This window comes from Marinobacter sp. F3R08, assembly GCF_018860425.1.
Classification (GTDB): Bacteria; Pseudomonadota; Gammaproteobacteria; order Pseudomonadales; family Oleiphilaceae; genus Marinobacter.
On the sequence record NZ_JAHKPI010000014.1, the window covers coordinates 817,157 to 841,805 of the forward strand.

The following is a 24,649-nucleotide window of genomic DNA, read 5'->3' on the forward strand; positions in this document are numbered from 1 at the left end:
TCATGACGCCACTTCGTATTCCTGTTGCCCTCGTTTCGCTTGCGGCTTTTGCCCTGTTTCTGTCGGGCTGTAAGGCCGGTGATGTATCACCGGAACCCGAACAGAAGTCGGTTTCCGTGCGCGTATCACAAGTCACTGGTGGCGAAAGCCAGGATATGCCTCTGCGCTTCTCCGGTATCGTTCGTGCCACTCAGCGGGCCACGCTGACGTTTCAGGTGAGCGGAACCCTGAAGGAGAGGGCCGTCGAACTGGGCCAGACAGTGCAGGCTGGTGATTTGCTTGCCCGGGTCTACAATCCGGCCCTGGAGCCAGCCCGGGACTCTGCCGGAGCCCGGCTCGAGGAGCTCAAAACCCAGTATCAGCAAGCTCGGCGGGAGTGGGAACGCTCCGATCGGTTGCACGAGCGTGGCGTGGTATCCGAGCAGACCCTGGAGCAGCTGGCGGCACGCCGGGACTCCCTGGAAGCCAGTGTCGCGACAGCCCGGGCTTCTCTGGCAGAAGCGACCCAGTTACTCGAGGAAAGTACTTTGCGGGCGCCTTTCTCCGGCCGGGTGGAAGCCCTGCTGGTTGAGCGGGATGAATTTGTGGCCGCGGGCCAGGCGGTCATGCGCCTCTCTTCTCCGCAGGGTCGTGAGGTGGAAGTTCGGGTGCCCGCCTATTTGCTGGACCATGTGCAACTGGATCAGACATTGCCGGTATGGTCGGTGCAGGATCGCAGTCAGCCACCCCAATCCGGTTCGGTTATCGAGATTGCGCAGGCCGGCGCCATTCGCGGAGAGTTGCATCCGGTACTGGTGAGCCTGCCGGTGAATACTCTGGAGCCCGGGGCACCGGTGGAAGTGGGGATTACTCCGGTCCGGGAGTCGGCACTCACGGTTCCCCTGTTGTCGGTGATTCGCAATGCCGAGGGGGTCAGCGTCTTCCGGGTTCGGGATAATGTTGCCAGCAGGGTGCCGGTGGCTGTGGATCGCGTTGTCGGTGAGCGAGTGGTGGTCACCTCCGGGGATCTGTCTCCAGGTGATCAGGTGGTGTACGCCGGAATGACCCGACTGGCAGACGGCGATTCCGTGGAGGTGCGCTGATGACTCGCCGGCTCCTGAACTGCCAGCGTCTGCTGGGCATGGTGGTGACCATGCTCTGCCTGCTTGGTGTGGCCGCCTACAGCACCATGCCACGTCAGGAAGACCCCTCGTTTCCGTATCGGGCGGGGCTGATCAGCATCACCTATCCGGGTGCCAGCGCCGATGCTGTCGAACGGCTGGTGCTTCGGCCTCTGGTGGATGAGCTGCGCCAGGTGGAGGAAGTGGATTACACCCAATCGACGGCTCGCACCGGCGTGGCGATCGTCCGTCTTCGCCTGAACGATACTATCTACGATACCGATCCTGCCTGGGACCGGGTGCGCCAGGCCATGGAGCGGGCGAAGCAGGACTTTCCCGACGATGTTGGTCAAATGGTGCTGGATGATCGCCTGATCGATATTCCGGCCATTGTCATGGCTGTGGGTGGCTCTCCCTCGGTTACCGAATTATCCGATGTCGCCGAGCGGCTGAAGCAAAACCTGTCGGATATTTCAGGTGTCTCCCGGATTGAGCTGGAAGGCGATGCCGACGAGCAGATTACCCTGGCGCTGGATGACGCCGCGCTCTACCGGCTGGGCATTTCGCCGGCGCGGGTGCTGGACACCCTGGCACGGCGCAATCAGACCATTCCGGGCGGCTTTGTTGTGGTTAATGGCCGTCGTCTGTCGGTGCTCCCGAACAGCGAATTTGCCAGCATTGACGCCATTCGTGCGACCCCTATTGAGTTGCCGGATGGCTCTCAGGTGCCGCTGGCTGCCGTGGCGGATGTCTGGCGCGGGCCAGCGGAACCGCGACAGCCGGAAACCTGGTATGACGGTGAGCGGGTAGTGCTGGTTTCGATCATTATGGAAGAAGGCACCACCGATGCAATCCGTTTTGGCGAGCGGGTGCGGGAACGCATGGAGCAGATTCGCGGGAATTTTGAGCCTTACGAGATCCGGGAGATGTTTTTCCAGCCGGACAAGGTGCATGAACGGCTCGATAACCTGGCCTGGAGCCTGGTTCTTTCAGTGTTGATAATCGTTGCTGTGGTCTTCACCGGCATGGGCATTCGCATGGGCCTGTTGGTTGCGTCGATCCTGCCCATGGTGGCGTTGATCAGTGTCGGGCTCTATGACCTTGGTGGCGGTGTTCTGCACCAGATTGCCGTCATCGGAATGGTGATCTCGCTCGGCATCCTGATCGACAATGCCATTGTGATTGTTGAAAACATTCAGGGTCATCTCGATGACGGCATGCGCCGCCTGGATGCCCTGCGCACGGCGGTCGGTGAGCTGGCGGGCCCGCTTGGTGCCTCTACTGGCACGACGCTGGCCGCCTTCGCTCCGCTGCTCCTTGCCAAGGGAGGGGCCGCCGACTTTACCCGCGGTGTGCCGGTGATGATCATGCTGACACTGTCGGTCAGTTACCTGCTTGCTATCTCCGCTGTCCCTCTGTTGGCCGCAAAGTTCCTGAAACCGCGCGGCAAGGCCGGACAGGACCGGTTGATCGGGCTGGCAAGATTCCTTGGTGGTCTGGTTTCCCGGTACCCCGGTCGCTTGATTGCCGTTGGCGTTCTGCTGGTCGGAATCAGCCTGGCGATGACCCCTTTCATGGCCCAGCAGTTTTTCCCGAATGCCGATCGGCCAAGAGTTATTGTTGAAGTCTTCATGCCCGAAGGTACTGATCAGTCGCGCACCGCTGAGGCAACGGAAAGCCTGGAAAAGATTATCCGCTCGCAACCTGACGCCCTGGAAGTGCATCGGTTTGTCGGTTTCACCGGACCGTCTTTCTATTACAACCTCCAACGTGCGCCTCAGGCGCCGAACCGGGCCCGGTTGGTGGTTACGACACCCTCGCTGGAAGACACCACGGATATGATTCGCTGGATTCGTGCCCATGTAAAAGACCAGATGCCCGAGTTGGACGTGACCGTCGGGATACTGGGGCAGGGCCCTCCCAGGGCTGCTCCGGTAGCGGTCCGGGTTTATCATACTGATGACAACACCCGAATGAGGGCGGTTGAACAGATTTTCAGCATCCTGAGGGGTGTTCAAGGCACCGTGGATGTCCGGCATGACCTGGACATTGGTGTGCCCAGCATCGCGATTAATGTAGACGACGCTACGGCCGCCCGGTACGGCTTGACTCGCGCCGATGTGGCGCAGAGTCTTTATGGCCAGAGTTTTGGTGTGGTGGCTGAACGTTACCGCCAGGAAGATGACCCTATTCCCCTGGTGTTGCGATCCCGGGAAGGGACCGCGTTGTCATTGTCACGCTTGTTGTCTGTGAACATCTACAACGATCGTGGTGATGCCATCCCCCTGTCTGCGGTGGCCAGTGTTAACACGACCTGGGAACCGGCCGCCCGTTACCTGCGCGACGGCGTGAGAATGAATACGGTAACGGCGAACCTGGAAACCGGTTACAGCTTTAGCCAGGCACTGGATGGTCTGTATGCGGGGCTTGAAAGGACTCCCCTGCCACCGGGCACACGTATGGTCATGGGAGGCGATGCTGAAGGTTCCGGTGAGGCCAACACCGCGCTGTTGACCGCCGCTCCTATTGGCATGCTACTGCTGCTGTTTTTCCTGTTGCTGCAGTTCAACTCGTTCCGCCGGGTCGGGATTATCCTGTTGACGGTACCGCTGGCCACCGTTGGCATTTTTCCGGGGCTGGTACTCTCCGGGTCCCCATTCGGCTTCCAGTCCTTGCTGGGGGTTATTGCTCTGGTGGGGATCGTCGTGAACAACGCCATTGTGCTATTGGACGTCATGGACCGCGAGTTGGAGAAGGGTAAGGATGTCCGGGATGCCATGCGCAGTGCAGTAGAACAGCGTACCCGGCCGATTCTTCTGACCACGGCAACCACCGTAGCGGGGCTGCTGCCCCTGGCGTTTTCCAGTTCTACCCTCTGGCCGCCGATGGCCTGGGCGATTATCTCGGGTCTGCTGGCTTCAACGGTGCTGACTCTGCTGGTGATCCCGGCGGTATGCACGCAGTTGATTAAAGTCAGCGTGCCGGAACCTGAAAACGCCCCGGCCTGACCATCAAACCAACCCGCTGGCCCACAGGAACCAGCGGGTTGGGAAATACAATCGCCTCTGGTGAGTGCCCGACCCGGTAACTGGTTTCATCATCTTCCCAGATTACTGTGCCTGGCTGGTACTCGGTGAAGTTGGCAACGTCATCCGGAACGTGAAACCGGAAATTCTTTCCGGTGTTCAGGATTTCATGCACCACCTCGAACACCGTCAACCGGTCAAAAGGTGCCTGCACGGAAGGCGCAGGTTGTCCCCGGAACCGCCGCCGTAACGCATCCCGGATACCCGAAAAACGCCCAAGATCATTCTGGCCGAAGGGCCGCACCTTGCCCAATTCTATGGTAAAGCTCTCCGCCTTGAGCGCTGACGAAGAAAATGACGAGAATGTCGTGCCCGATTTGTGTTGCAGCAGAAGCGTCTCTACCTCCGACTCAAGCAGGAAATCACACTGGTCTGCGGGCGCTTTCCGCCCCTCAACAAACGGATAGAGTGCAAACCGTTCCCGGAGGGAAGGGCGAATGGCGGTGTGCAGGTCGTAATGGCAAAGCGCCTGGGGATTGGCCATGGCGAACTGCCGGCAAGCCTCCTCAAGAAACTGCGCCCGCGCCGACTCGGTAAGCCCTTTGTATTCGCTCCGCCCGTGAGCACTATCGAAAAGCCGGTTCAGGTTTACCTCCATGAAACGCTCCCCGGCCACCATCGCTGGCGGATTTCCGAGAATCAGCAGCAGCGGACAGGCGAGCTCCCAGGCGCCCTCGAACAGTTCGGAAACCAGCCCGTTCAGAACCTCAACAGGCGCAGTCTCGTTCCCATGAACACCGGCAGAAACAATGATGGCTTCGGCATTTGGATTATTGCGCTTGGCTGGCGGGACAATGTCCAGAACGCCCACGGATTTGCGGCTGATACGGGTGCCATCGGGGAGAACGGTTTTGGTTTCCGGAAGTGAAGCGTTGGCGTTGTCGAGTGTGTGTGTGAGCCAGTCTGAATGCGTTCCAAACAGGTCATGTTTTGCCGACATAGAATCCCCGAACGAGGTCTGGGGGCGGGCAGGGTCTTGCCTCCCGGGAATGACTGAAGCCATGGATGACTTCAGTCAAGCGCACATGGATGTGCTCGTAGCGGTTCCCGGGAGGCAAGACCCTGCCTGCCCGGGCACTATAGTCGGAATCAGCCGCTCACCGGCCGCTGATGCCGCAGCAGATGAGTTTCCAGTTTGCGAAACGCAAATACCAGAATAAACGTCAGGGCCATGTAGCAAAGCGCCACAAAGATAAACGCATCAAACGGCGCATAGAACCGGGAGTAAATGTTCCTCGCAGCCCCGGTCAGATCCACGATGGTCACCACGCTGGCAATGGCACTTGCGTGCAGCATGAAGATCACTTCGTTGGAATAAGCCTGCACCGCTCGCCGCGCGGCACTTGGCAGTACAATGCGGCGCATGCGCATGAACCAGTTCATGCCGTAGGCCTTGGCCGCCTCAATTTCACCATGGGGCGTCGAAACAATCGCTCCCCGGATAATCTCGGTGGTATAGGCCGCCGTGTTCAGGGTGAATGCCAGCAGGGCCGGGTAAAAAGGCTCACGGAAAATGTCCCACCAGAAGGTTTCCTGTATGCCCTCAATCTGGGCCAGTCCGTAGTAGATGATGTAGAGCTGTATCAGCAGCGGCGTGCCACGAAACAGATAGGTATACAGCCATACCGGGCCGGACACGAACGGGTTGCGAACCGTTCGCAGAATGGCCAGCGGAACTGCCACCAGCAAACCGATAACCAGGGACAGGAACACCAGATGCACAGTCGTGACCATGCCGTCCCAGTATTCCATGATGGTCATGGCGGTAAAGATGTCGTTCTGGTTCAGCCACTCGGCAATGAAATCAGGCATCCGTCAGCTCCCCTGAACCACGCCGACATTGGCTCGTTTATCGAGCCACTTGATGAATAGCTCAGATCCAGCCGTCAGGGCCAGATACACAAATGCTACCGGGATAAAGAAATGGAACGGCATGCGCTCCGCCTTGGCGGCTTCCTCGGCCACTCGAACCATGTCCGTCAGCCCGATGATCGACACCAGTGCGGTTGTCTTCAGCAGCACCTGCCAGTTGTTGCCGAGGCCGGGCAGGGCATGGCGCATCATTTGCGGCAGCATGATTCTGCGGAAGGTATGAAAACGGGTAAAACCGTAGGCCCGGGCAGCCTCGATCTGGCCTTTTTCCACGGCAAGGAAGGCACCCCGGAAGGTTTCGGTCATATAGGCACCGAAAATCAGCCCGATCGTGACCACTCCAGAAATGAACGGGTCAAACTGAAAGAAGAAGTCGATTTCGTAGGCTTCCCAGATGTAATCCGAGAGCATGTTCACAGCAACCTGTCCGCCATAATAGAACAGCAACATCATGACCAGGTCCGGCACGCCACGGATCAGCGTGGTGTAGGTGGTGGCGACGCCTTTGGCCAGCCGGTTCTGTGACAGTTTGGCAGACGCGCCAAGCAGCCCCAGGGCAACCGAGAGCGCGAGAGACAGGAAGGCCAGTTCAATGGTGACTACTGCCCCTTCCATCAGGGCCGGGCCATAGCCTTTCAGATCAAGCATGAGAGTGTCCGGTAAGCAGGGGCAGCCCCAACGGGCCGCCCCTCGGCAGATTTACATCTTGATGTCGTAAGCGAAGTACTTCTGCATGATGGTGTCGTAGGTGCCATCTTCCTTAAGAGTGCTAAGGGCAGCGTTCACTTCTTCGGCAAGATCCGCGTCACGCTTGCGCATGGCAACGCCTACGCCATCACCCAGCTTGACCTGCTCGCCCACTTCCTTGAAGCCTTCTTTGGTGAGTACTGTCTGTTCACCAACCGGATAGTCTACGAACACCACATCCAGACGCTGGCCTTCGAGATCCAGAACCATGTCGTCAGCGGTGGTGTAGCGCTTGATGGTCACAATGCCGCCCATGTTCTCGGTGACGTAGGTATCCATGGTGGTGCCACGCTGAACGCCCACAGTCATGCCGTCCATTGCGGCCATATCGGTTACGTCGGTCTCAAAGCTGACAGGGCCAAACCAGCCACCCGGGGTGTTGTAGTACGGCTCGGAGAACAGAACCCGCTCCGCGCGTTCAGGTGTGATCGACATGGATGACATGATCAGGTCGAACTTGCGAGCCAGCAGGCCAGGGATCATACCGTCCCATGCCTGGATAACGAATTCACAGTTGGCGCTCATTTCTTCACACATGGCCTCTGCCAGTTCCACTTCGAAACCGGTCAGTTCGCCATTCTCATCTTTGTATTCGAACGGCTCGTAAGGCACATCGAACGCGATGCGCAGATTCTGCTCCTGGGCCTGGGCACCACCAGCGATAAGGGCGAGTGCGCAGCTTGCGGCAAAAATCATTTTTTTCATGTGTCACTTCTCCAGTGGTTTGCCTTTTGGGCTTTATTTTTGTCGGAAGTTTTTGGTTCCGACAGATTATGTCTTCACCGGTTCAAGATAGCACCGAGTATCAGAAGTTGGGAGCCAGGAACTGCTTCATGCGTTCCGAGTCCGGATGGTCGAATACTTTCTCGGGTGTACCCTGTTCCTCGATCACGCCCTGATGCAAAAACAGGACCTGACTCGATACATCTCTGGCGAAAGCCATCTCGTGGGTGACCACGATCATGGTCCGACCCTCTTCGGCCAGGCTTTGCATGACTTTAAGCACTTCGCCGACAAGCTCGGGATCGAGGGCCGACGTGGGCTCGTCAAACAGCATGACTTCCGGTTCCATCGCCAGTGCCCGGGCAATAGCCGCACGTTGCTGCTGGCCGCCAGACATCTGGGCCGGATAGTAATCCTTGCGCTCGTAGATGCCCACTTTGTTGAGATAGGCTTCCGCGCGCTCGATGGCTTCTTTTTTCGGAACCTTCAGCACATGGATCGGAGCTTCAATGATGTTTTCAAGCACGGTCATATGGGACCAGAGATTGAAGCTCTGGAAAACCATGGAAAGTTTTGCCCGGATCAGTTCAACCTGCTTGTTATCTGCGGGAATGCGCTCGCCCTTGCGGTTGTTTGTGAACCTTATTGGGTCGCCGTGCACGATAATGTCGCCGGACGTCGGGGTCTCCAGCAGATTGATGCAACGCAGGAAGGTACTCTTGCCGGAACCGGAGCTGCCGATCAGGGAAACCACATCACCCTTGCGGGTTTCCAGTGAAATACCTTTGAGTACCTGAAGCTGGTCAAAGGTCTTGTGAATATCCCTGCAGATCAAAGGCGCTTGGTCCGCCATGGGTGACTCCTGGGGCTGTAGTTCAAAGGCGCATGTTTTACTGGCTGTGGAGGCGGAAATCAATCCCTTTTAGAGAGCATTTGGCCGAAATTCACTGCCGTTCGATGCATGTCATTGTGGTCGAACAGGTGCCTAATGCAAGCTTTTTGCCAATGTCAGGTCAAAGCCCGGGAATGTTCCACCGACGACTCCGGATTGACAGGTATCCGGATCAATGTGCCGCCATCCTTTTCCATATCTCTCATTGCGTCGCTGACAAACCGAACGTGGGCCATGGCGATTTTCTGTGCAATGGCAGGTTTTTCCGCTATCACCGCTTCGTAGAGTTGGCGGTGGTGTCGCACAATCTTGTTACGCATTTCTTCCCTTGGGTTCAGGTTGGCAACGGAGGCCTGAACCGTCAACAGCATCATATTCTTCAGGCTGTTGAGTACATGAACCAGAACCGGGTTGTGGGATGCCTCCACAATGGCGAGGTGAAAACCGTGGTCCAGCCGGGCATTTGTAAGCGGGTCGGTGTCTTCCAGGGCGCGGAAGGCCTTGGTGATCCGGTGCCGGTCCAGTTGGGTTGCCCGTTGCGCTGCGAGGAATGCGGCCTGGCCCTCCAGTTGCTCACGCACTTCCAGCAGGTCAAAGAGTGTTCGGGGGTGACCCTCGAAGAGATGCATGAGAGGGCTCGGCTCCCCCAGCTCGTTCGCTCCGGGAACCATGCTTGCGACAAACGACCCTTTGCCATGGCGGGTTTCGATAACGCCTCGGCCCTGAAGTTCATGCAGGGCTTCCCGAATGACCGCACGGGACACGCCCAGGCGTGCAGCCAGTTGGCGCTCGGAAGGTATTTTCTGCTCTGGAGCCAGCCCGCCATCGAGGATGAGACGCTCCAGTCGGTATGAAATTTCCTGGGAGATAGCCATTAGAGTGCCTGTGTGAGTGCTCTGGTCGGACCAGTTTCTGCGTCTGATTATTGTTTGCTCTGTTGACGTCCGAGGTGCCTCTGAGCCCGTTAAATATGGCTGATTAAGGGTGTTTCGTCCATTTCTATTGCTCACAAAACTGGTCAGACCAGTTGTGTCTGCGCTGGACTAAAACCCGATTGGCTACGAATATCATTGTAATGTCGGCAACGGCCGGCGTTGTGTTGACGCTAAAAAAAATAAAGCCAACGGAGACGTTTCGATGAATTCGAAGAATAACATCCGGAATAAACGTGATATCGACGAGGCCCCACCTCGCAGAAGTTTTCTCAAAACCGCCGCCCTGGGCGCAGCATTTGCCGGTGCCATGTTGATGGGAGCAGGCCAGGCTGTCGCAGCGACAACCTGGAAGATCCAGTCCACCTGGGACGCGGGCACCGTGGGTTATACGCTGTTCGAGGAGTGGTGTAAGAGCATTGAAAACAAGTCTGGCGGTGAACTGAAGTTCCAGTGTTTCCCGGCTAAAGCGGTTGCTGCCGATAACAACGCGCTGTTCGACGCAGTTCGTAACGGTGTTCTTCAGGGTATGAACCCGTTTACCCTGTACTGGTCAGGAAAGATTCCTGCTTCCGTATTCCTTTCGTCCTATCCTGCTGGCCCGGATCAGCCCCATCACTGGGACACCATGTTCTACTCCATGGGCATGCTGGAAAAGACCCGGGAAATCTACAAGAAGTTCGGCCTGTTTTACGTTGGTCCGATTCAGCACGACGCGAACATTATCCACTCCAAAAAGCCGGTAAACAGCCTTGACGATCTCAAGGGCATGAAGATTCGTGTTCCTGGCGGCATGGTTGCCGAGGTGTTCCAGCAGTTTGGCGTGTCTACCGTCAGCCTGCCGGGCTCGGATATTTTCCCGGCCCTGGAAAAAGGCACCATTGATGCAGCGGACTACGTAGGTCCTGCGGTCAACTACGAGCTGGGTTTCTCCCAGGTGACCGATTACATCATCTTTGGGCCTCCTGGCGTTATGTCCATCTACCAGCCGGTCGACCTGATGGATCTGACTGTCAGCCTGCGTGCCTGGAACTCGATATCGCCTGAGCTTCAGCAGCTGGTTGAGGACGAAGTGCGCATCTACTCCCAGAAGCACTATCTGGCGATCCAGGAACGCAACATTGAAGCAATGAAGAAGTTCCGTGAAGACGGTGACGTGGTTACCCGTCTGAGCCAGGAAGATCTGGCGACCTTCCGGAAAGCAGCCATCCCCATCTGGTTCAACTGGGCGAGCAAGAACGAGGACGCTCGTGCCATCCTTGATATCCAACTTGAGTACATGATGAACGACACGGTCGGTTACATCACCGAAGACGACATCAAAGGCCTCTAAGTTCTAAAACTGAAACAAAAACGATGATCGGGGAAGGCAGGGTTAGCCGAAAAAGGATTAACCCTCCCTTCCCCGCTCTTTGATCTGGGTGGTAACAACATGTCTGATCTGAGTGCATTTGGCTTTGTCATGCCGCACTGGTTCTATTGGGGCTGGCTGGCTGTTATGCCGCTGCTCATGATGGCTTGGGACAAGTGGAGCAGTAAGCATGGCGGAGACATCGCTGAGCCAGAGAAAACGGTTTCCGAGTTGCAGTCCGAAGAGGAAGATCCGCTCGCACACTTTGAGTATGAAGGTAACTGGTTTACGAAAATCGTTGACTGGCTGTGTGAGAAATCAGGCCTCTTCGTTGCGTTCTGGACTATCAACGCAGTGCTGTTCTATTTCTTTGAAGTGGTCATGCGTTACCTCTTCAACATGCCAACAATCTGGGTACACGAAGCCAGCTTCCTGATCTTCGGGATGCAATACATTCTCGCCGGCGCCTTTGCGCTGTTGCACGGCGCTCACGTTAGGGTGGACGTTGTTTACAACTTCCTGCCGATTCGCGGGCGTGTGGGCATGGATATTTTCACTTCCATGTTCTTCTTTATCTTCGCGGCTGTTCTGGCCAGCACATCGTGGACCTTCTTCCACGACTCCATGATGATGGGAGAGACCACGGTCGAGACATGGGGGATTCAATACTACCCCGTGAAAGGCGTGATGTTTGCGGGCGCCATCTTGCTGTTGCTCGCCGGCTTTTCGAAGCTGCTTAAAGACATCGTATTGTTTATCCGTCTCGGCCAGGAGCGCACATCATGAGTACAACAACTGCAGCGCCTAGCAGCGGCATGGCCGGGAAGCTGGGCACATGGTTAATGATCATCGCCACCGTGGGTCTGGCGTTCATCATCTGTGTTGAGTTGATCAACATTCTGTTCTACGACCCATGGAGTGACGAGAAATTCCTGTTCAAGCTGTCAGGCAGTCTTGCCGGGGTCGACATTGGTCCTCTGACCTATCTGATGTTCGGCTCTCTGGCCGTGGCTCTGATGATGGGGCTGCCCCTGGCCTTCGTGACCGGTGGTCTGGGTGTCATGTTCATCTACCTGGTAGGTGATGCGATGATGCTGAACATCGTACCCGGCCGGATATTCCCGCTGATGGCCAACCCGGACATCGCGGCAATTCCTCTGTTCATCTTCATGGCCTCGATGCTTGAGCGCGCCGGCCTGATCGAAGAAATGTTCAGCGTGGTTTACAAGTGGATGGGTGGTATCAGTGGCGGTCTTGCGGCTGCGACGATTGTTGCTTCCACCATTCTTGCCGCAATGGTAGGCGTTATCGGTGCTGCGGTAGTAACCATGGGTATTATCGCGCTGCCAGCCATGTTGAAGAGGAACTACGATCACAAGATCGCGATTGGCTCGATCATGGCAGGTGGAACTCTGGGTATCCTCATCCCGCCGTCGATTCTGGCCATTCTCTACGCCGTGGTTGCGCAGCAGTCGGTGGGCGAACTGTACCTGGGCTCCCTTTTGCCAGGGCTTATGCTGTCCGGTCTCTACCTGACCTATGTGCTGGTTCGCAGCTGGCTTAACCCGACACTGGGTCCGCCAATTCCTGTGGAGGATCGCATCAGTCTGGGAGAGAAATTCAAGCTTCTGGGCAACCTGATCGCACCTCTCGCACTGGTTGGTCTGGTTCTTGGCCTGCTTTTCGGCGGTATTGCAACGCCGGTTGAAGCCGCGGGCATTGGCTCCTTTGGTGCCATCATCGTCGCAATGATGCATAAGAAATTTTCGATCGCAGGCCTTCGCGAAGCGTCTGTGACCACGGCCAAAGCGTCGGCGATGGTCCTGTGGATTATGTTCGGTGCATCCGTGTTTGTCGGTTTCTATATCCTGCAGGGCGGTCAGCAGTTTGTGACCGATGCCATCCTGGGTACGGGAATGTCGGCTTACGGCATTCTGCTGCTGCTGATGGTGCTGCTGGTCATTCTCGGGATGTTCCTGGACTGGGTCGGTATCCTGTTGCTGGCGGTGCCAATCTTCATTCCGATTGTGAAGGCACTGGAGTTTCCGGGGCTGCTCGGCTTCCCGCCGGTTTCCGGTGACGATGTGGTGCTCTGGTTTGGGGTGCTTTATCTGGTGAATATGCAGATGTCGTTCCTGAGCCCGCCATTCGGCTACGCCCTGTTCTACATCCGTGGCGTTTGCCCACCGGAAATTTCCATGGCTACCATCTTCAAGTCCTCGCTGGTGTTCCTGGCAATCCAGGCATTCGGACTGTTCATGTGTATCCTGATCCCCGGTATCGTAACCTGGCTGCCGGGACTGGTTTACGGCTAATCAAATCAAGGAGAAAAGCGTTATGTTAACGATCAAACGGCTGGATCTTGCGGATGCGCGGATCCTCATCGAAGGCGCCGCTGCAAAGGCTCGCGAAATCGGCGTGCCCATGTGCATCGCGATAGTGGATGAGTCCGGCAACCTGGTGGCCTTCGAGCGCATGGACGGTGGCAAGATCACCAGTGTCACCATTGCTCAGGATAAAGCCTTCACTGCCGCGGCGGCCAAGAAAGCCACCCACGATTACAACAAGGTGAACACCCCCGGAAGCCTGGCGTTTGGTATCCATACCGAAGTTGGCGGTCGCATCAGCTCGGTGGGCGGTGGCCTGCCGGTGATCGTTGACGGCGACGTGGTGGGCGGTATCGGACTCAGTTCCGGTACCCCCCAGCAGGATATGGACTGTGCCCAGGCCGGCATTGACCACTTTGAAGCAACACGCGGTTGATGACTGTCATCCTGACGTAATTCACACCCAGAGAATGCTATGACGACAAAGCCGAAAGTCAGCAAAGCCGAGTTGGCGGAACAGTTCCGGACGTTTATCGATCCGGAGTATGTCATCACCGATGACGAAACCATGAAGCCTTACGAATGCGATGGCATGTCCATGTATTGCGAGATGCCGTTGCTGGTGGTACTGCCAGAGACCGTTGAACAGGTGCAGCGGGTAATGCGCATCTGCAACGAGAATGCGGTACCTGTCGTGGCTCGTGGTGCCGGGACCGGGCTCAGTGCCGGTGCCATGCCTAACAAAGAAGGCGTGGTGCTGTCGCTGGCCAAGTTCAATCGTATCGTTGAAATTGACCCGCTGGCACGAACGGCCCGGCTCCAGCCCGGTGTCCGAAACCTCGCCATCAGCGAGGAAGCGGCCCAGTATGGTCTGTATTACGGTCCGGATCCCTCATCCCAGATTGCCTGCACCATTGGTGGCAATGTGGCTGAGAACTCGGGCGGTGTGCACTGCCTCAAGTACGGGTTGACCGTTCACAACATTCTCAGCGTCGAAATGGTGACCGCTGAGGGTGATGTGGTGATGGTGGGCAGTGATGGTCTGGATAGTTGTGGCATGGACCTGCTGGCGCTGATGACCGGCTCTGAAGGTCTGCTGGGTGTGGTGACGGAAGTCAAAGTGAAGCTGCTGCCGAAGCCGGAAGTGGCCCGGGTCGTCATGGCCGGATTTGATGATGTCCAGAAAGGTGGTGACGCCGTGGGTGGAATCATTGCCCATGGCATCATCCCTGGTGGCCTGGAAATGATGGATGGCCACGCCATTGTTGCGGCGGATGACTTTGCCCAGGCTGGCTACCCGCGGGATGCCAGGGCCTTGTTGTTGTGTGAGGTGGATGGTACTGAGGAGGAAGTTCACGAGCACATTGCCGAGGCGGAGGAAGTGTTCCGCAAGCTTGGTGCTACCTCTGTTCGCACCTCCCAGAGCGAAGAGGAACGCGCCCTGCTGTGGAAAGGCCGAAAATCCGCCTTTCCGGCGGTGGGCCGGATCTCTCCGGATTACTACTGCATGGATGGCACCATTCCCCGACGTGAGATTGCCAACGTTCTGACGGAAATGGAGAAGATGTCCGAGGAATTTGGTCTGCGCGTTGCCAACGTGTTCCACGCCGGTGACGGTAATCTGCACCCGTTGATTCTGTTTGATGCCAATGTGCCGGGCGAATTTGAGCGCACCGAAGCGTTTGGGGCTCGAATCCTGGAAATGTGTGTCGAGGTCGGTGGCTGTATCACCGGTGAGCACGGCGTTGGTGTCGAGAAGATCCGCCAGATGGCGGTGCAGTTCAACGACGAGGAACTGCAGCAGTTCCATGACGTAAAGGCCGCGTTTGATCCCGCCGGTATCCTGAATCCGGGCAAGGGTGTACCAGCCCTGCGTTTTTGCCAGGAATACCGCTCCCTTGAACACAAACAACACACGCACGACCATACGGTAGCCGCCCATGGCTGATAATTTTCAACAATTGAAGGAGCAGGTGCTCCAGGCCCGTGACAGCGGGCAGAAACTGAATATCGTCGGTGGTGGAACCAAGGCCTTCATGGGCCGTGAGTCCGACCCTGATGCCGGAACCCTCAGCGTGGCTGAGCACACAGGTATCGTGGATTACCATCCGGTGGAACTGGTCCTGACCGTTCGTGCCGGCACGCCGCTGAGTGAAATCGAGGCAACTCTGGCAGAGCAGGGACAGTGCCTTCATTTCGAGCCACCTCATTTTGGTACTGCCTCTACCATCGGCGGCACCCTGGCCTGCAACCTTTCCGGACCGGGCCGCCCCTGGGCGGGTTCGGTGCGTGATCAGGTGCTTGGTATCCGACTGCTGAACGGCAAAGGTGAGCACCTTCGCTTTGGCGGTCAGGTCATGAAAAACGTGGCCGGCTATGACGTATCCCGCCTTCAGGCTGGCGCTCTCGGTACCCTGGGCGTGATCACCGAAATCAGCCTGAAAGTCATGCCGAAACCAGCTGCCTCACTGACTCTGGTTCAGGACATGGGCATGGACGAGGTGATTCATTATATGAACCGCCGCGCAGCCGAGTCCAAACCAATCACCGCCGCCTGCTGGGTGGATGGCAAGGCCTATCTGCGCCTCTCCGGAGCGAAATCCGGAGTTGAAGCCACCGCCGAGAAATGGTCGGGTGAGGTGATGGAGCAGGGCGACCGGTTCTGGCAGCAGGTTCAGGACATACAGCATGAGTTTTTCGCCGGTAATGACGTGCCTCTGTGGCGCTTCTCGGTGGGTTCGACGGCTGCAACGCCGGCGCTGGAAGGCAACTGGTTTATCGACTGGGCCGGTTCTCAGCGCTGGTTCCGGGCTGCCGGTGAGCTCAGTGATCTGGAGCCCGCCGCACGCGCAGCCGGAGGCCAGGTCAGCCTGTTCCGCGGCGGTGACCGCACTGGTGAAGTCATGCACCATCAGCCGGAGGCCTTGAAAGGTATTCAACGCCGAATCAAGAACGCCTTTGATCCGGATAGTATCTTCAACCCTGGACGTTTATACAGCTGGTTGTAATTATGCAAACGAATCTGGTTCAACAATTTGCCAACACCAAGGAAGGCCAGGAAGCCGAATCCATCCTGCGAGCTTGTGTGCATTGTGGATTCTGTACAGCAACCTGCCCGACCTATCAGGAACTGAACGACGAACGAGACGGTCCACGAGGCCGGATCTACCTGATGAAAATGTTTCTGGAAGGGGCGGATGTTACCGAGAAAACCCGGGAGCATCTGGATCGCTGCCTGACCTGCCGCAGCTGTGAGACCACCTGTCCCTCCGGGGTGCAGTATGGTCGCCTGGTGGACATCAGTCGTGGCCTCCTGGAAAAGGAGCTACCCCGGGAACCGAAAGACAAGTGGCTGCGCTGGGCCCTGGCACGGGTCATTCCGAACCGCCAGGTATTTGGCCTGATGCTTCGACTGGGGCAAGTCTTCCGCCCGGTGCTGCCTGAGAAACTGCGCACCAAGGTGCCACCCAGAAAACAGGCGAGCCCCTGGCCGGCCGCCAGTCATAGCCGAATCGTGCTGGCGCTGGCGGGCTGCGTGCAGCCCTCAGCCACGCCCAACACCAATGCATCTGCTGCGAGGGTGCTGGACCGGCTGGGCATCACTATGGTGGAAGCTCCGGAGGCCGGTTGTTGTGGTGCAGTGAACTATCACCTTTCTGAGCATGAAAAAGGCCTGGAAAGAATGCGCCAGAACATTGATGCCTGGTGGCCGGCGATTGATGCGGGTGCCGAAGCGATCATCATGACGGCGTCTGGCTGTGGTGCCATGGTCCAGGAGTACGGACACCTGCTGAAAGACGATCCGGTCTATGCTGCCAAAGCCCGGAAAGTCAGCGAGCTGTGCACCGACATTGGTGCCTTCCTGCTGGAGCAGGATCTGGATAAGCTCAAGCTGCGCCAGAGCCCCGGCAAGGTTGCTTTCCACTGCCCGTGCACCCTGCAGCACGCCATGCAGCAGAATGGCGTGGTTGAGCAGGTCCTGACGAAGGCCGGCGTAAACCTGGCGGCCACCAGGGATAAGCACCTTTGCTGTGGCTCGGCCGGTACCTACTCGGTCACGCAGCCGGAGATGAGTCAGAAGCTGTTGGGTAACAAACTCAAGGCGCTGACTGTCGATAACCCTGATCGCATCGTAACCGCCAACATCGGCTGCCAGATGCATCTGGAAACAAAATCACCAGTGCCGGTGCAGCACTGGATCGAGCTTCTGGATCAGTAAGTTCTGATAACTGCGTTAGGAAAAGGGTCGGGTGACATGCTCATCCGACCCTTTTCCACCTGCCTCAAGTACACGACTTTTCCGCTATGATTTCCGGAAAATTACCGAACCACAGGGAGTGAAATCCTTTGTCAGGGATGATGGCTGATCTCTGGATTGAATTCAGTCCAGATTACGGGCGGACCACAGCAATGACAGGGGCAATGCCCTCAGGCCGCAGTGCAGGGCGCTCAGCCAGAAGCTGAGCCGGGAGTGCATACTCAATGCGCACGCCTCACGTTAACCAGGAGCGGGCTGCCGGTGGCAGGGTCTTCAATCAGATCGCAGTGAATTCCGTACAGATCGCGAACGAGTTCGGGAGTCACCACCTGTCGGGGCGATCCTTCCCGGAGCACCCGGCCACCTTTCATGGCAATCATGTGGTCGGCGTAGCGACTGGCACTCGCCAGATCATGAACGACCATGGCAATGGTTTTTCCCTGACCGCTCAGGGTCCGGATCAGCTCGAAGACTTCGATCTGATGGCCCAGATCCAGGGCAGAAGTAGGCTCGTCCAGAAGAAGCAAGGGCGTTTGTTGTGCCACGGCCATGGCTATCCACGCCCGCTGTCGTTGGCCTCCTGAAAGTGTGTCCAGAGGCCGGTCTAACAGGTCTTCGAGATCACCGGCGGTTACTGCTGTTTCAAACGCCTGTTGATCGTCGTGGTTCCAGGCAGACAGCCAGCCCTGATGGGGCTGGCGCCCGAAACGGATGAGATCGCTGACAGTGAGGCCTTCCGGAGCTGTGTTGTCCTGTGGCAGAAGCGCAAGGCGCTGAGCCACCGTTCGGGTGGGAAGCGTGTGAATGTCCCGGCCATTGAGGAGTACGGAACCCGCACTGGGTTTGTGGATACGTGCCAGCCCGTTCAGCAGTGTGGATTTGCCGCAACCATTGGGACCCACAATGGCCGTCACCTTGCTGGTGGGCAAGGTAAGATCGAGGCCTTCGGATATCACCGTTTTTCCGTGAGCCAGACTCAGTTGCTCAGCCGCAAGCGTATGCACAGCGTTTTGATTCATCTCATACTCCGATTGGCAGGGCGCAGCAGGATCCACAACAGGTAGGGACTGCCCAGGATTGCAGTTATGACACCGACAGGAACTTCCAGGGGGGAAAACAGAGTTCGTCCAATGGTATCGGCAGCCAGCATCAGGGTTGCTCCGGCGAGCGCGGAGGCGGTGATCGGCATTCGCCCAGGCCGGCAGACAGTCCTTGCCAGTTCCGGTGCGATCAGGGCAATCAGGCCCACGGGACCGCACACTGCAACAGCGCATCCGGTGAGTAAGACGGACAGACTGAGCCCGATGACCCTGAGGGTTCTGAGCCGGATGCCAAGGGCAACGGCAACCGGATCGGAAAACTGAAGTGCATTCAGAGACCGGGCCAGAGCCTGCAGGCACAGATATCCGGTCAGGAGCCCGGCGGACAGAATCAGGATGCTGGTGCGATCTCGACTGTTAAGGCTGCCAACGGTCCAGGGATAAGCTGCGTTGGCGTCGTCGATGGCGACCTGACTAAGCATCAACTGGGTGATCGCACCGGCGATCGCGCCAATGCCCAGACCTGCAATGATAAACCGGTATCCCCGGGTGCCATTTGCGCCAGCCAGGCCAAAAGCCAGTGCTGTAGCGGTTGCAGCGCCAACCAGCGCCATGGTGGAAGGCGCCAGTGCGATACCGGTGCCGACAACGGAGGCAACGGCAAAGGCCGTCGCGGCGTTATCAATTCCGATGATGCCCGGAGTGGCGAGTCGGTTCCGGGCCAGAGATTGCATAACACAACCTGCCACGGCCAATGCCGCGCCGCTCGCCAGGCCAGCAATGCTTCGTTGTAAACGCAGGTCGTGGACTACCATTCTGGTGAGCGGATCGCCTTGCCCAAGCAGAGCATGGACGACCTGGTCGGGCGGAATGTGCAGGGTGCCCATGGCCAGTGAGGCAAGCACTACCGTCAGCATGGCCAAGAGAAGAACGGTGTTGGCAATGACAGTGCGTCGGTTGGAGAAGAGTGCAGTCCGGGTCACAGTGACGGCATCCTTCCGGCTCGAACGATAAGCAACAGCACCGGGGCGCCAATCAGTGCCGTCAGGACGCCCAGTGGTAGTTCAGCGGGAACAACCAAAAGCCGGGACAGAATATCTGCAGCGAGCATTACGCAAGGGCCGACTGCCAGACAGTACCAGAGCGTTCTTCGGATATCAGGGCCGGCCAGTGCCCTTGCAATAAACGGAACAACCAGCCCGACGAAGATCAAAGGCCCGGCGAGTGCGGTCGCTGCGCCCACAAGCAGAGCCACAGCCAGAACTACCAGAAACCTAACCCGCCCGGGGTGATGGCCAAGCCCGACCGCTGATTTCTCACCGAGGGCCATGGCCGCCAGGGGCCTGGCAACCACTGCCACTATACCGATGGCAAGGATGATTGACGGAAGGGTTGAGGTCAGGTCGCCCAGAGTTTTGCCGGCGACGCTGCCGATAATCCAGAACCGGATTTCATCGGCAGCGCGCTGGTCAACCAACATCATCATCGAGGTGAGCGCAAGAAGAAGGCCTGAGAGTGTCGCGCCGGCGAGCACCAATCTTACCGGATCATTGCCCAGACCATGTACCCGGGTCGCCGCGATGACGACAGCGCAGCCGACAAGTGCACCAATCTGCGCGACCAGTGTGGTCAGGGTTGCGTTGGTGGCGCCCAGGAGAATGGCTACCGCAACGGCGAACCCGCTGCCAGCACTCACGCCTAGCAGGCCGGGCTCGGCAAGAGGATTGCGGGTCATGGATTGCAGGAGGGCACCGGCCAGACCGAGTGCCACCCCCGTGGTCATGGCAATCAGGGTTCGCGGTACACGCAGTTCCATGATGATAAAACGCGCCTCATCGGATCCTTGTCGGACCAGCGCCAGCATGGAATCGGTTATCGATACCGGTCCTGCGCCCAGGAGCAGGCTCATGAAAATGAGTGCTACAAGCAAAGATGCCGCCATGAACCATGGCGGTATCTTTGCACGTGGTTTTCCTGAAGCCGAAGTGGCCGGGGCCGCTGCTGTCATGGTCTGGAACGAACAGCGTCTTCAATCTCATCAAGAATGGCCAGGGCTGCCAGGGGACCGCTGGCGCTTGTCCATAACTGTCCGTCCACCGGGATGACCTGATCGGTTTCAACGGCTTCAAGCCGGGCAAAGGCTGGTGATGCCTTGGCTGCGTCCAGAGCTTTACGACCGTCCTCGTTCAGAGTGGCCAGAAATATCCAGTTCTGGTTCATGGCCGATAGGTTCTCAAGGCTGAGTGTCTGGCTGTGTGGACGGCCTTCATCAACAAGCGACTGACCCCGGATATCGAACCCGGCAGCCTTGAGCAGGCTGGCCGAAAAGATCCCGGTCGACATGATCATCGGGCCTTGCGGCATCCAGCGAGCCAGAATGGCGTCCCTTTCGTTGTCCTGGACCGCCTGCTCAACCACCGCGGCGACTTCGGCAGCCCGGGTCTCGACACGGCGAATGATGTCTTCAGCTTCCCCGGCGCGCCCGAGTGCTTCGGCGTAAAGACGGGTTTCCCGTTTCCAGGTGTCGGGCTGGAACAAAGGGATGTCCGAAGCAACGACCGGGGCAATATGGGAGAGCAGTTCGAACTGTTCCCGGCTGGTTCTGGGCGCTGCGAGAATCAGATCAGGGCGGGCTGCAATTACCGCTTCCAGATTGGTTTCTCCCGGCGTTCCGACGATCGCGATATCACCTGCGCGGGGCTTGATGTAATCCGCTACATCGGTGCCGCCGCGCGTGATGACGGCCCCGACGGCATGGGCGCCAACGGCCAGGGCTGTATCCAGAGCTCCCTCATAGAGAGTCACAATCCGTTGCGGTTGGCCTTCGATGGTCACCTTTCCGAAAGCCGTGTCGACGGTGCGTTCGTCTGCCAGGCTGAGGCCTGAAATCATGGTCAGTAATAAGCCAGCAAGCATCGAAGGAGGCAGTATGGCGGGTAGGCGCATGGTTGGTAGTCCAGTGGGTCGGTTCGGGTGGAAAGTTTTAGGAAAAAAGATGATAATCGTTCGCATTAGTATTATAAAGCGAATTTTTGGAACGATACGTTTCGTTTTCTGGAATATATTCATGCGTGATCTTAGAGAACTGGAGGCTTTTGTCTCTGTCGTCAGAACGGGAAGCCTGGCAGCCAGCACCTTGGACCTGGGCCTGCCAAAGTCAACGCTTAGTCGTCGGATAAAAAACCTTGAGGATGCCCTGGGTCAGCCGCTGCTGCTGCGAAAATCCAGAAAGATTGTTCCGAACGAGGCCGGTCGGGTTTTCTATCGTTACAGTCATGATGTATTGGCATTGCTGGCCCGGGCCGGTGAGGCGCTGGACGAGTTGAAGGAAGACGTGTCCGGTGAGCTGGTTCTCAAGTGCCATGAATCGTTGGTTCGGGGTTGGTTCTCCAGACTGGTGGAAACCTTTCTGGCTGATCATCATGGCCTACAGGTGGCCATCCACACCCAGCGTTCAGTACCGGATAGTATGGAAAGTGGCGTATGCCTGTGGCTCGGGCCGGTTGGCGAAACCGTCTTGCGCCAGGAAACACTGGGCAGCCTGACTCAGGGGGTTTTCGGTAGTCCTGGATACTTTGGTGAGCATGGTATGCCGACAACGCCCGGAGAGCTGGCGGAACATCCCTGGGTGGATGTTGTGGGTGAAAGCGGAAGCGACTTACAGCTCTATAGCTCGAGGCAAGCATCGTATCCTGTTGCGATTCCTGCCCGTCGTCTGACCGTTGATCAGTTCTGTGTCCAGGGTGATGTGATCGCCGGTGGCCGGGGACTTGGATTGATGCCTCACTGGTTGGTGGAGCTCCGGATGCGGTCTCACCCGGGTAGCTTTCAGTGTTGTCTGCCTGATTGGCAGGGGCCGCAACTGCCAGTGACCCTGCTGTACCCGCACGGTCATTTACCCCGACGTGTGCGAGCGTTCATTGCCCATATACGCGAGGCCGTGCCGGTGGAGTGGGCTGCCGCTGGACAAGAGTGCCAGGCTTCAGCGTGAGTAAAAAAAAGGAGAGGCCGGATGGCCTCTCCCTGAACAGAGTTAACGGAAGACGATTGCCTTAGAAGTCGATGGTGGCTGCTAGCCAGAGACGGCGGCCCTGTTCGATAGAGCCCCCCTGAGCCATGCCTTTGTTCTCGTAGATGTAATCAGAGGCCCAGCCTGTCTGAGTGTCTCCTGAGCCATCGATGTAGCTCCACTCACCACCTGACAGAAAGTCCTTGTCAAACAGGTTGTAAATCGTCGCGGTCAGTGTGACTGTGTTCGTTGCCCGATAGGATCCGCCCAGATGGAACAGGGCATAGGCATCCAGATCACCGACGGCGTCAAAAATTGCCTGTTCTTCTGCGTCGTAGTTTTCTTCTTTGGTCGTGAATCGCGTACGCTCGCCACGGTACTCACCAGACATCCAAAGGCTGAGTTTTTCCGTTGCCGCCCAGTTCAGCCGGGCATGAAGTACATGTTCCGGTGTGTTGGTGAGCTTGGCACCTTTGTTGTCGCCGCTTTTCTGTTCGCTGTCGGTGTAGGTGTAGCTACCGCGCACGCTCCAGTCCGGGGCGAACTGCCAGCTTGAGGCCAATTCAACGCCACGGGTTTCCGCCTCTCCAATGTTAGCCAGCTGGTCATAAGTGCCATCGGGAATGTTCGGGTTGCCACTGATGGTGACGGAGGTTCCGTCATCAATCTTGTCCTTGAACTGTGTATAGAACACGGTGGCGTTTGCTTTAAAACCGTTCCGGTTGTCGTAGTAGGCGCCAACCTCGTAGTTGGTGCTCTTTTCAGGTTCAAGGTCCGGGGTGCCAATGGTGATGATTTGACCCTGGCCGGTCACCCCGTTGATGCCATCGTGAAGGTCGCTGATTTCCGGGGTTTTGTAGCCTTTGCTGACGCCGCCTTTGAAAGTCCAGGACGGTGTGGTGCTCCATACCAGGTAAGCCCTGGGGGTGAAGTGGCCCGAGAATGCATCGTGATCTTCATAGCGACCGCCCAGTGTGAGTGCCAGATCATCCCGCAGGTACCATTCATCTTCTGCGAACAGAGCCCAGGAGCTTTGCTCGAAGGTGGTGCCGGAAATGCCGTCGGTTAACTCGGTATCACGGTATTGGGCGCCCACAGTAGCGATATGGTCAGTGCCGATGGGGGCGACAAGTTTGGTATCGAAAACCATGTCCCGGGATTCAAGTTCGCGGTCTTCGCCGCCGATCAGATTCTCGTAGGGTGGGTCGTATGACTCGCCGAAAGTACCTGGCAGAGTTCTGCCCTCGGTTTCGGTAATGTTGTAAGTGACGTCGTTTGACCAGGTGCCGAAATCAAGTTGGCTGGAGTGACCCAGAGCGATCTGGTCGCGATTGAACCGGAGTTCATCGGAGTAGCCGTCTGCTTCGTTGTTGCCCTCTGGCTCACAGTCGGAACTGGCCCGTCCATCCAGTGTGCCCAGTTGGCAATTGTCGTTGTTATAAACCTGACGGCCTGCTTCGGCATCCAGATAAAACTCATGACCTTGAACGGGCACGAAGGAGAGCCGGGCGCCGAGGTTGCTGTTACGACCGTCCACGGGAGCCACACCACGCTTGGGAACCTCGCTTCCGTCATCAAAAGTGAGATCAGATGAGGAACGATTCAGGACGCTGCCGCGCACAGCCAGTCCAAGTGTGTTTTCAATCAGCGGGCCACTGGTGTAGAAGCTGGTTTTTCCGGTGTCGCCGTATTCCCGATGTTCCTGGAACGTATGTTCAAGGGAAACGGATCCGATCCATTCGTCGGAGACTTTTTTGGTGATGATATTCACCACGCCACCAATGGCGTCGGAACCGTACAGCGTAGACATTGGCCCGCGAATGACCTCGATGCGTTCAATGGCTGACACTGGGGGCATAAAGCTGGTGGATGTGTCGCCAAAGCCATTTGGGGTAACGCCTCCGGGGGCATTCTGACGTCGTCCGTCAATCAGGATGAGGGTGTATTCACTGGGTAATCCGCGAATGCTGATGTCCAGGCCGCCAGTTTTCCCGGTGCCCTGGCGCACATCCACACCCTCAACAGTTTCCAGCGCTTCAGCGAGGTTTGAATACTGGTTCTGCTGAAGAGCCTGCTGGTTGATCACACTGATACTGGCCGGCGCGTCCGTCACTTTCTGTTCAAAGCCCGAAGCGGATACAACGATCTCGTCTAACTCGGTTGGCTGGGATTGGGCTGCGGCGTTCAGTGATATTCCCGTGGATAGGATGGGAATTGTTACCGCCAACATGTTTTTCTGGAACGCCATGCATAACTCCTTTGGTTTGTTAATAATTACCTAAAACAAATGATAATCATTACCAAACGATAAT

General features: G+C 57.4%; 21 protein-coding genes. 10 read left to right on the top strand and 11 right to left on the bottom strand.

All coding sequences use genetic code 11. The annotated features are described in order from the left end of the window. Nucleotides 1-2: 2 nt before the first annotated feature. Entirely contained in the window at nt 3-1,082 is a 1,080-nt protein-coding gene (locus KO499_RS06765; RefSeq protein ID WP_228339772.1) for an efflux RND transporter periplasmic adaptor subunit, read from the top strand. After that, nucleotides 1,082-4,108, top strand: coding sequence for an efflux RND transporter permease subunit (locus tag KO499_RS06770; RefSeq protein ID WP_215982936.1), 3,027 nt, complete (start codon nt 1,082-1,084; stop codon nt 4,106-4,108). Before KO499_RS06765 ends, KO499_RS06770 begins: the two co-directional genes overlap by 1 nt. Here KO499_RS06770 and KO499_RS06775 read toward each other — a convergent pair. The 6 genes from KO499_RS06775 to KO499_RS06800 all read right to left on the bottom strand — a co-directional run bounded on the left by KO499_RS06775 (nt 4,074) and on the right by KO499_RS06800 (nt 9,295). Then, a complete protein-coding gene (locus KO499_RS06775) occupies nt 4,074-5,126 on the bottom strand; it encodes a succinylglutamate desuccinylase (RefSeq protein WP_215982937.1) in 1,053 nt (350 codons plus the stop codon). The genes KO499_RS06770 and KO499_RS06775 overlap by 35 nt on opposite strands. Before the next feature lie 149 nt (nt 5,127-5,275). Further along, a complete protein-coding gene (locus KO499_RS06780; protein WP_215982938.1) occupies nt 5,276-5,998 on the bottom strand; it encodes an ABC transporter permease in 723 nt (240 codons plus the stop codon). 3 nt (nt 5,999-6,001) lie between these two features. Further along, complete coding sequence (locus KO499_RS06785) at nt 6,002-6,706, bottom strand: ABC transporter permease (RefSeq protein WP_215982939.1); 705 nt, start codon at nt 6,704-6,706, stop codon at nt 6,002-6,004. Nucleotides 6,707-6,757: 51 nt separating this feature from the next. Continuing rightward, complete coding sequence (locus KO499_RS06790) at nt 6,758-7,510, bottom strand: transporter substrate-binding domain-containing protein (RefSeq protein WP_215982940.1); 753 nt, start codon at nt 7,508-7,510, stop codon at nt 6,758-6,760. A gap of 100 nt (nt 7,511-7,610) precedes the next feature. Next, a complete protein-coding gene (locus KO499_RS06795; RefSeq protein ID WP_215982941.1) occupies nt 7,611-8,381 on the bottom strand; it encodes an ABC transporter ATP-binding protein in 771 nt (256 codons plus the stop codon). 155 nt (nt 8,382-8,536) lie between these two features. After that, nucleotides 8,537-9,295 (bottom strand): FCD domain-containing protein, encoded by a 759-nt coding sequence (locus KO499_RS06800; RefSeq protein WP_215982942.1) that lies wholly within the window; start codon nt 9,293-9,295, stop codon nt 8,537-8,539. Between the two features lie 373 nt (nt 9,296-9,668). On the opposite strand from KO499_RS06800, the gene dctP reads away from it, so the two are divergent. The 7 genes from dctP (at nt 9,669) to glcF (ending at nt 17,249) form a co-directional block, all read left to right on the top strand. Continuing rightward, nucleotides 9,669-10,685 carry a TRAP transporter substrate-binding protein DctP gene (gene dctP / locus KO499_RS06805; RefSeq protein ID WP_215983403.1) on the top strand — a complete coding sequence of 339 codons (1,017 nt, stop codon included), beginning with the start codon at nt 9,669-9,671 and terminating at the stop codon, nt 10,683-10,685. 99 nt (nt 10,686-10,784) lie between these two features. Then, nucleotides 10,785-11,489, top strand: coding sequence for a TRAP transporter small permease subunit (locus KO499_RS06810; RefSeq protein WP_215982943.1), 705 nt, complete (start codon nt 10,785-10,787; stop codon nt 11,487-11,489). After that, nucleotides 11,486-13,018, top strand: coding sequence for a TRAP transporter large permease (locus tag KO499_RS06815; protein WP_215982944.1), 1,533 nt, complete (start codon nt 11,486-11,488; stop codon nt 13,016-13,018). The genes KO499_RS06810 and KO499_RS06815 overlap by 4 nt, the downstream gene beginning before the upstream one ends. Before the next feature lie 22 nt (nt 13,019-13,040). Next, nucleotides 13,041-13,466 carry a GlcG/HbpS family heme-binding protein gene (locus KO499_RS06820; RefSeq protein WP_215982945.1) on the top strand — a complete coding sequence of 142 codons (426 nt, stop codon included), beginning with the start codon at nt 13,041-13,043 and terminating at the stop codon, nt 13,464-13,466. 39 nt (nt 13,467-13,505) lie between these two features. Next, on the top strand, nt 13,506-14,978 hold the full coding sequence (locus KO499_RS06825; protein WP_215982946.1) for an FAD-linked oxidase C-terminal domain-containing protein: 1,473 nt from the start codon (nt 13,506-13,508) through the stop codon (nt 14,976-14,978). After that, nucleotides 14,971-16,038, top strand: coding sequence for a glycolate oxidase subunit GlcE (gene glcE, locus KO499_RS06830; RefSeq protein WP_215982947.1), 1,068 nt, complete (start codon nt 14,971-14,973; stop codon nt 16,036-16,038). Before KO499_RS06825 ends, glcE begins: the two co-directional genes overlap by 8 nt. Before the next feature lie 2 nt (nt 16,039-16,040). Continuing rightward, entirely contained in the window at nt 16,041-17,249 is a 1,209-nt protein-coding gene (glcF, locus tag KO499_RS06835; RefSeq protein WP_215982948.1) for a glycolate oxidase subunit GlcF, read from the top strand. A gap of 260 nt (nt 17,250-17,509) precedes the next feature. Here glcF and KO499_RS06840 read toward each other — a convergent pair whose 3' ends face one another. From KO499_RS06840 to KO499_RS06855, 4 genes are all read right to left on the bottom strand, one after another. Beyond that, entirely contained in the window at nt 17,510-18,307 is a 798-nt protein-coding gene (locus KO499_RS06840) for an ABC transporter ATP-binding protein (RefSeq protein WP_215982949.1), read from the bottom strand. Further along, nucleotides 18,304-19,311, bottom strand: a complete 1,008-nt coding sequence (locus KO499_RS06845; protein ID WP_323133325.1) for an iron ABC transporter permease — start codon at nt 19,309-19,311, stop codon at nt 18,304-18,306. The genes KO499_RS06840 and KO499_RS06845 overlap by 4 nt, the downstream gene beginning before the upstream one ends. Next, nucleotides 19,308-20,270, bottom strand: coding sequence for a FecCD family ABC transporter permease (locus tag KO499_RS06850; protein ID WP_215982950.1), 963 nt, complete (start codon nt 20,268-20,270; stop codon nt 19,308-19,310). The genes KO499_RS06845 and KO499_RS06850 overlap by 4 nt, the downstream gene beginning before the upstream one ends. Before the next feature lie 62 nt (nt 20,271-20,332). Next, nucleotides 20,333-21,274, bottom strand: a complete 942-nt coding sequence (locus KO499_RS06855; protein ID WP_228339773.1) for an ABC transporter substrate-binding protein — start codon at nt 21,272-21,274, stop codon at nt 20,333-20,335. A gap of 121 nt (nt 21,275-21,395) precedes the next feature. On the opposite strand from KO499_RS06855, the gene KO499_RS06860 reads away from it, so the two are divergent. Next, nucleotides 21,396-22,319 carry a LysR family transcriptional regulator gene (locus KO499_RS06860; protein WP_215982951.1) on the top strand — a complete coding sequence of 308 codons (924 nt, stop codon included), beginning with the start codon at nt 21,396-21,398 and terminating at the stop codon, nt 22,317-22,319. 61 nt (nt 22,320-22,380) lie between these two features. On the opposite strand, the gene KO499_RS06865 is transcribed toward KO499_RS06860, so the two are convergent. Then, nucleotides 22,381-24,585 (bottom strand): TonB-dependent receptor domain-containing protein, encoded by a 2,205-nt coding sequence (locus tag KO499_RS06865; RefSeq protein WP_215982952.1) that lies wholly within the window; start codon nt 24,583-24,585, stop codon nt 22,381-22,383. Between the last annotated feature and the right edge of the window lie 64 nt (nt 24,586-24,649).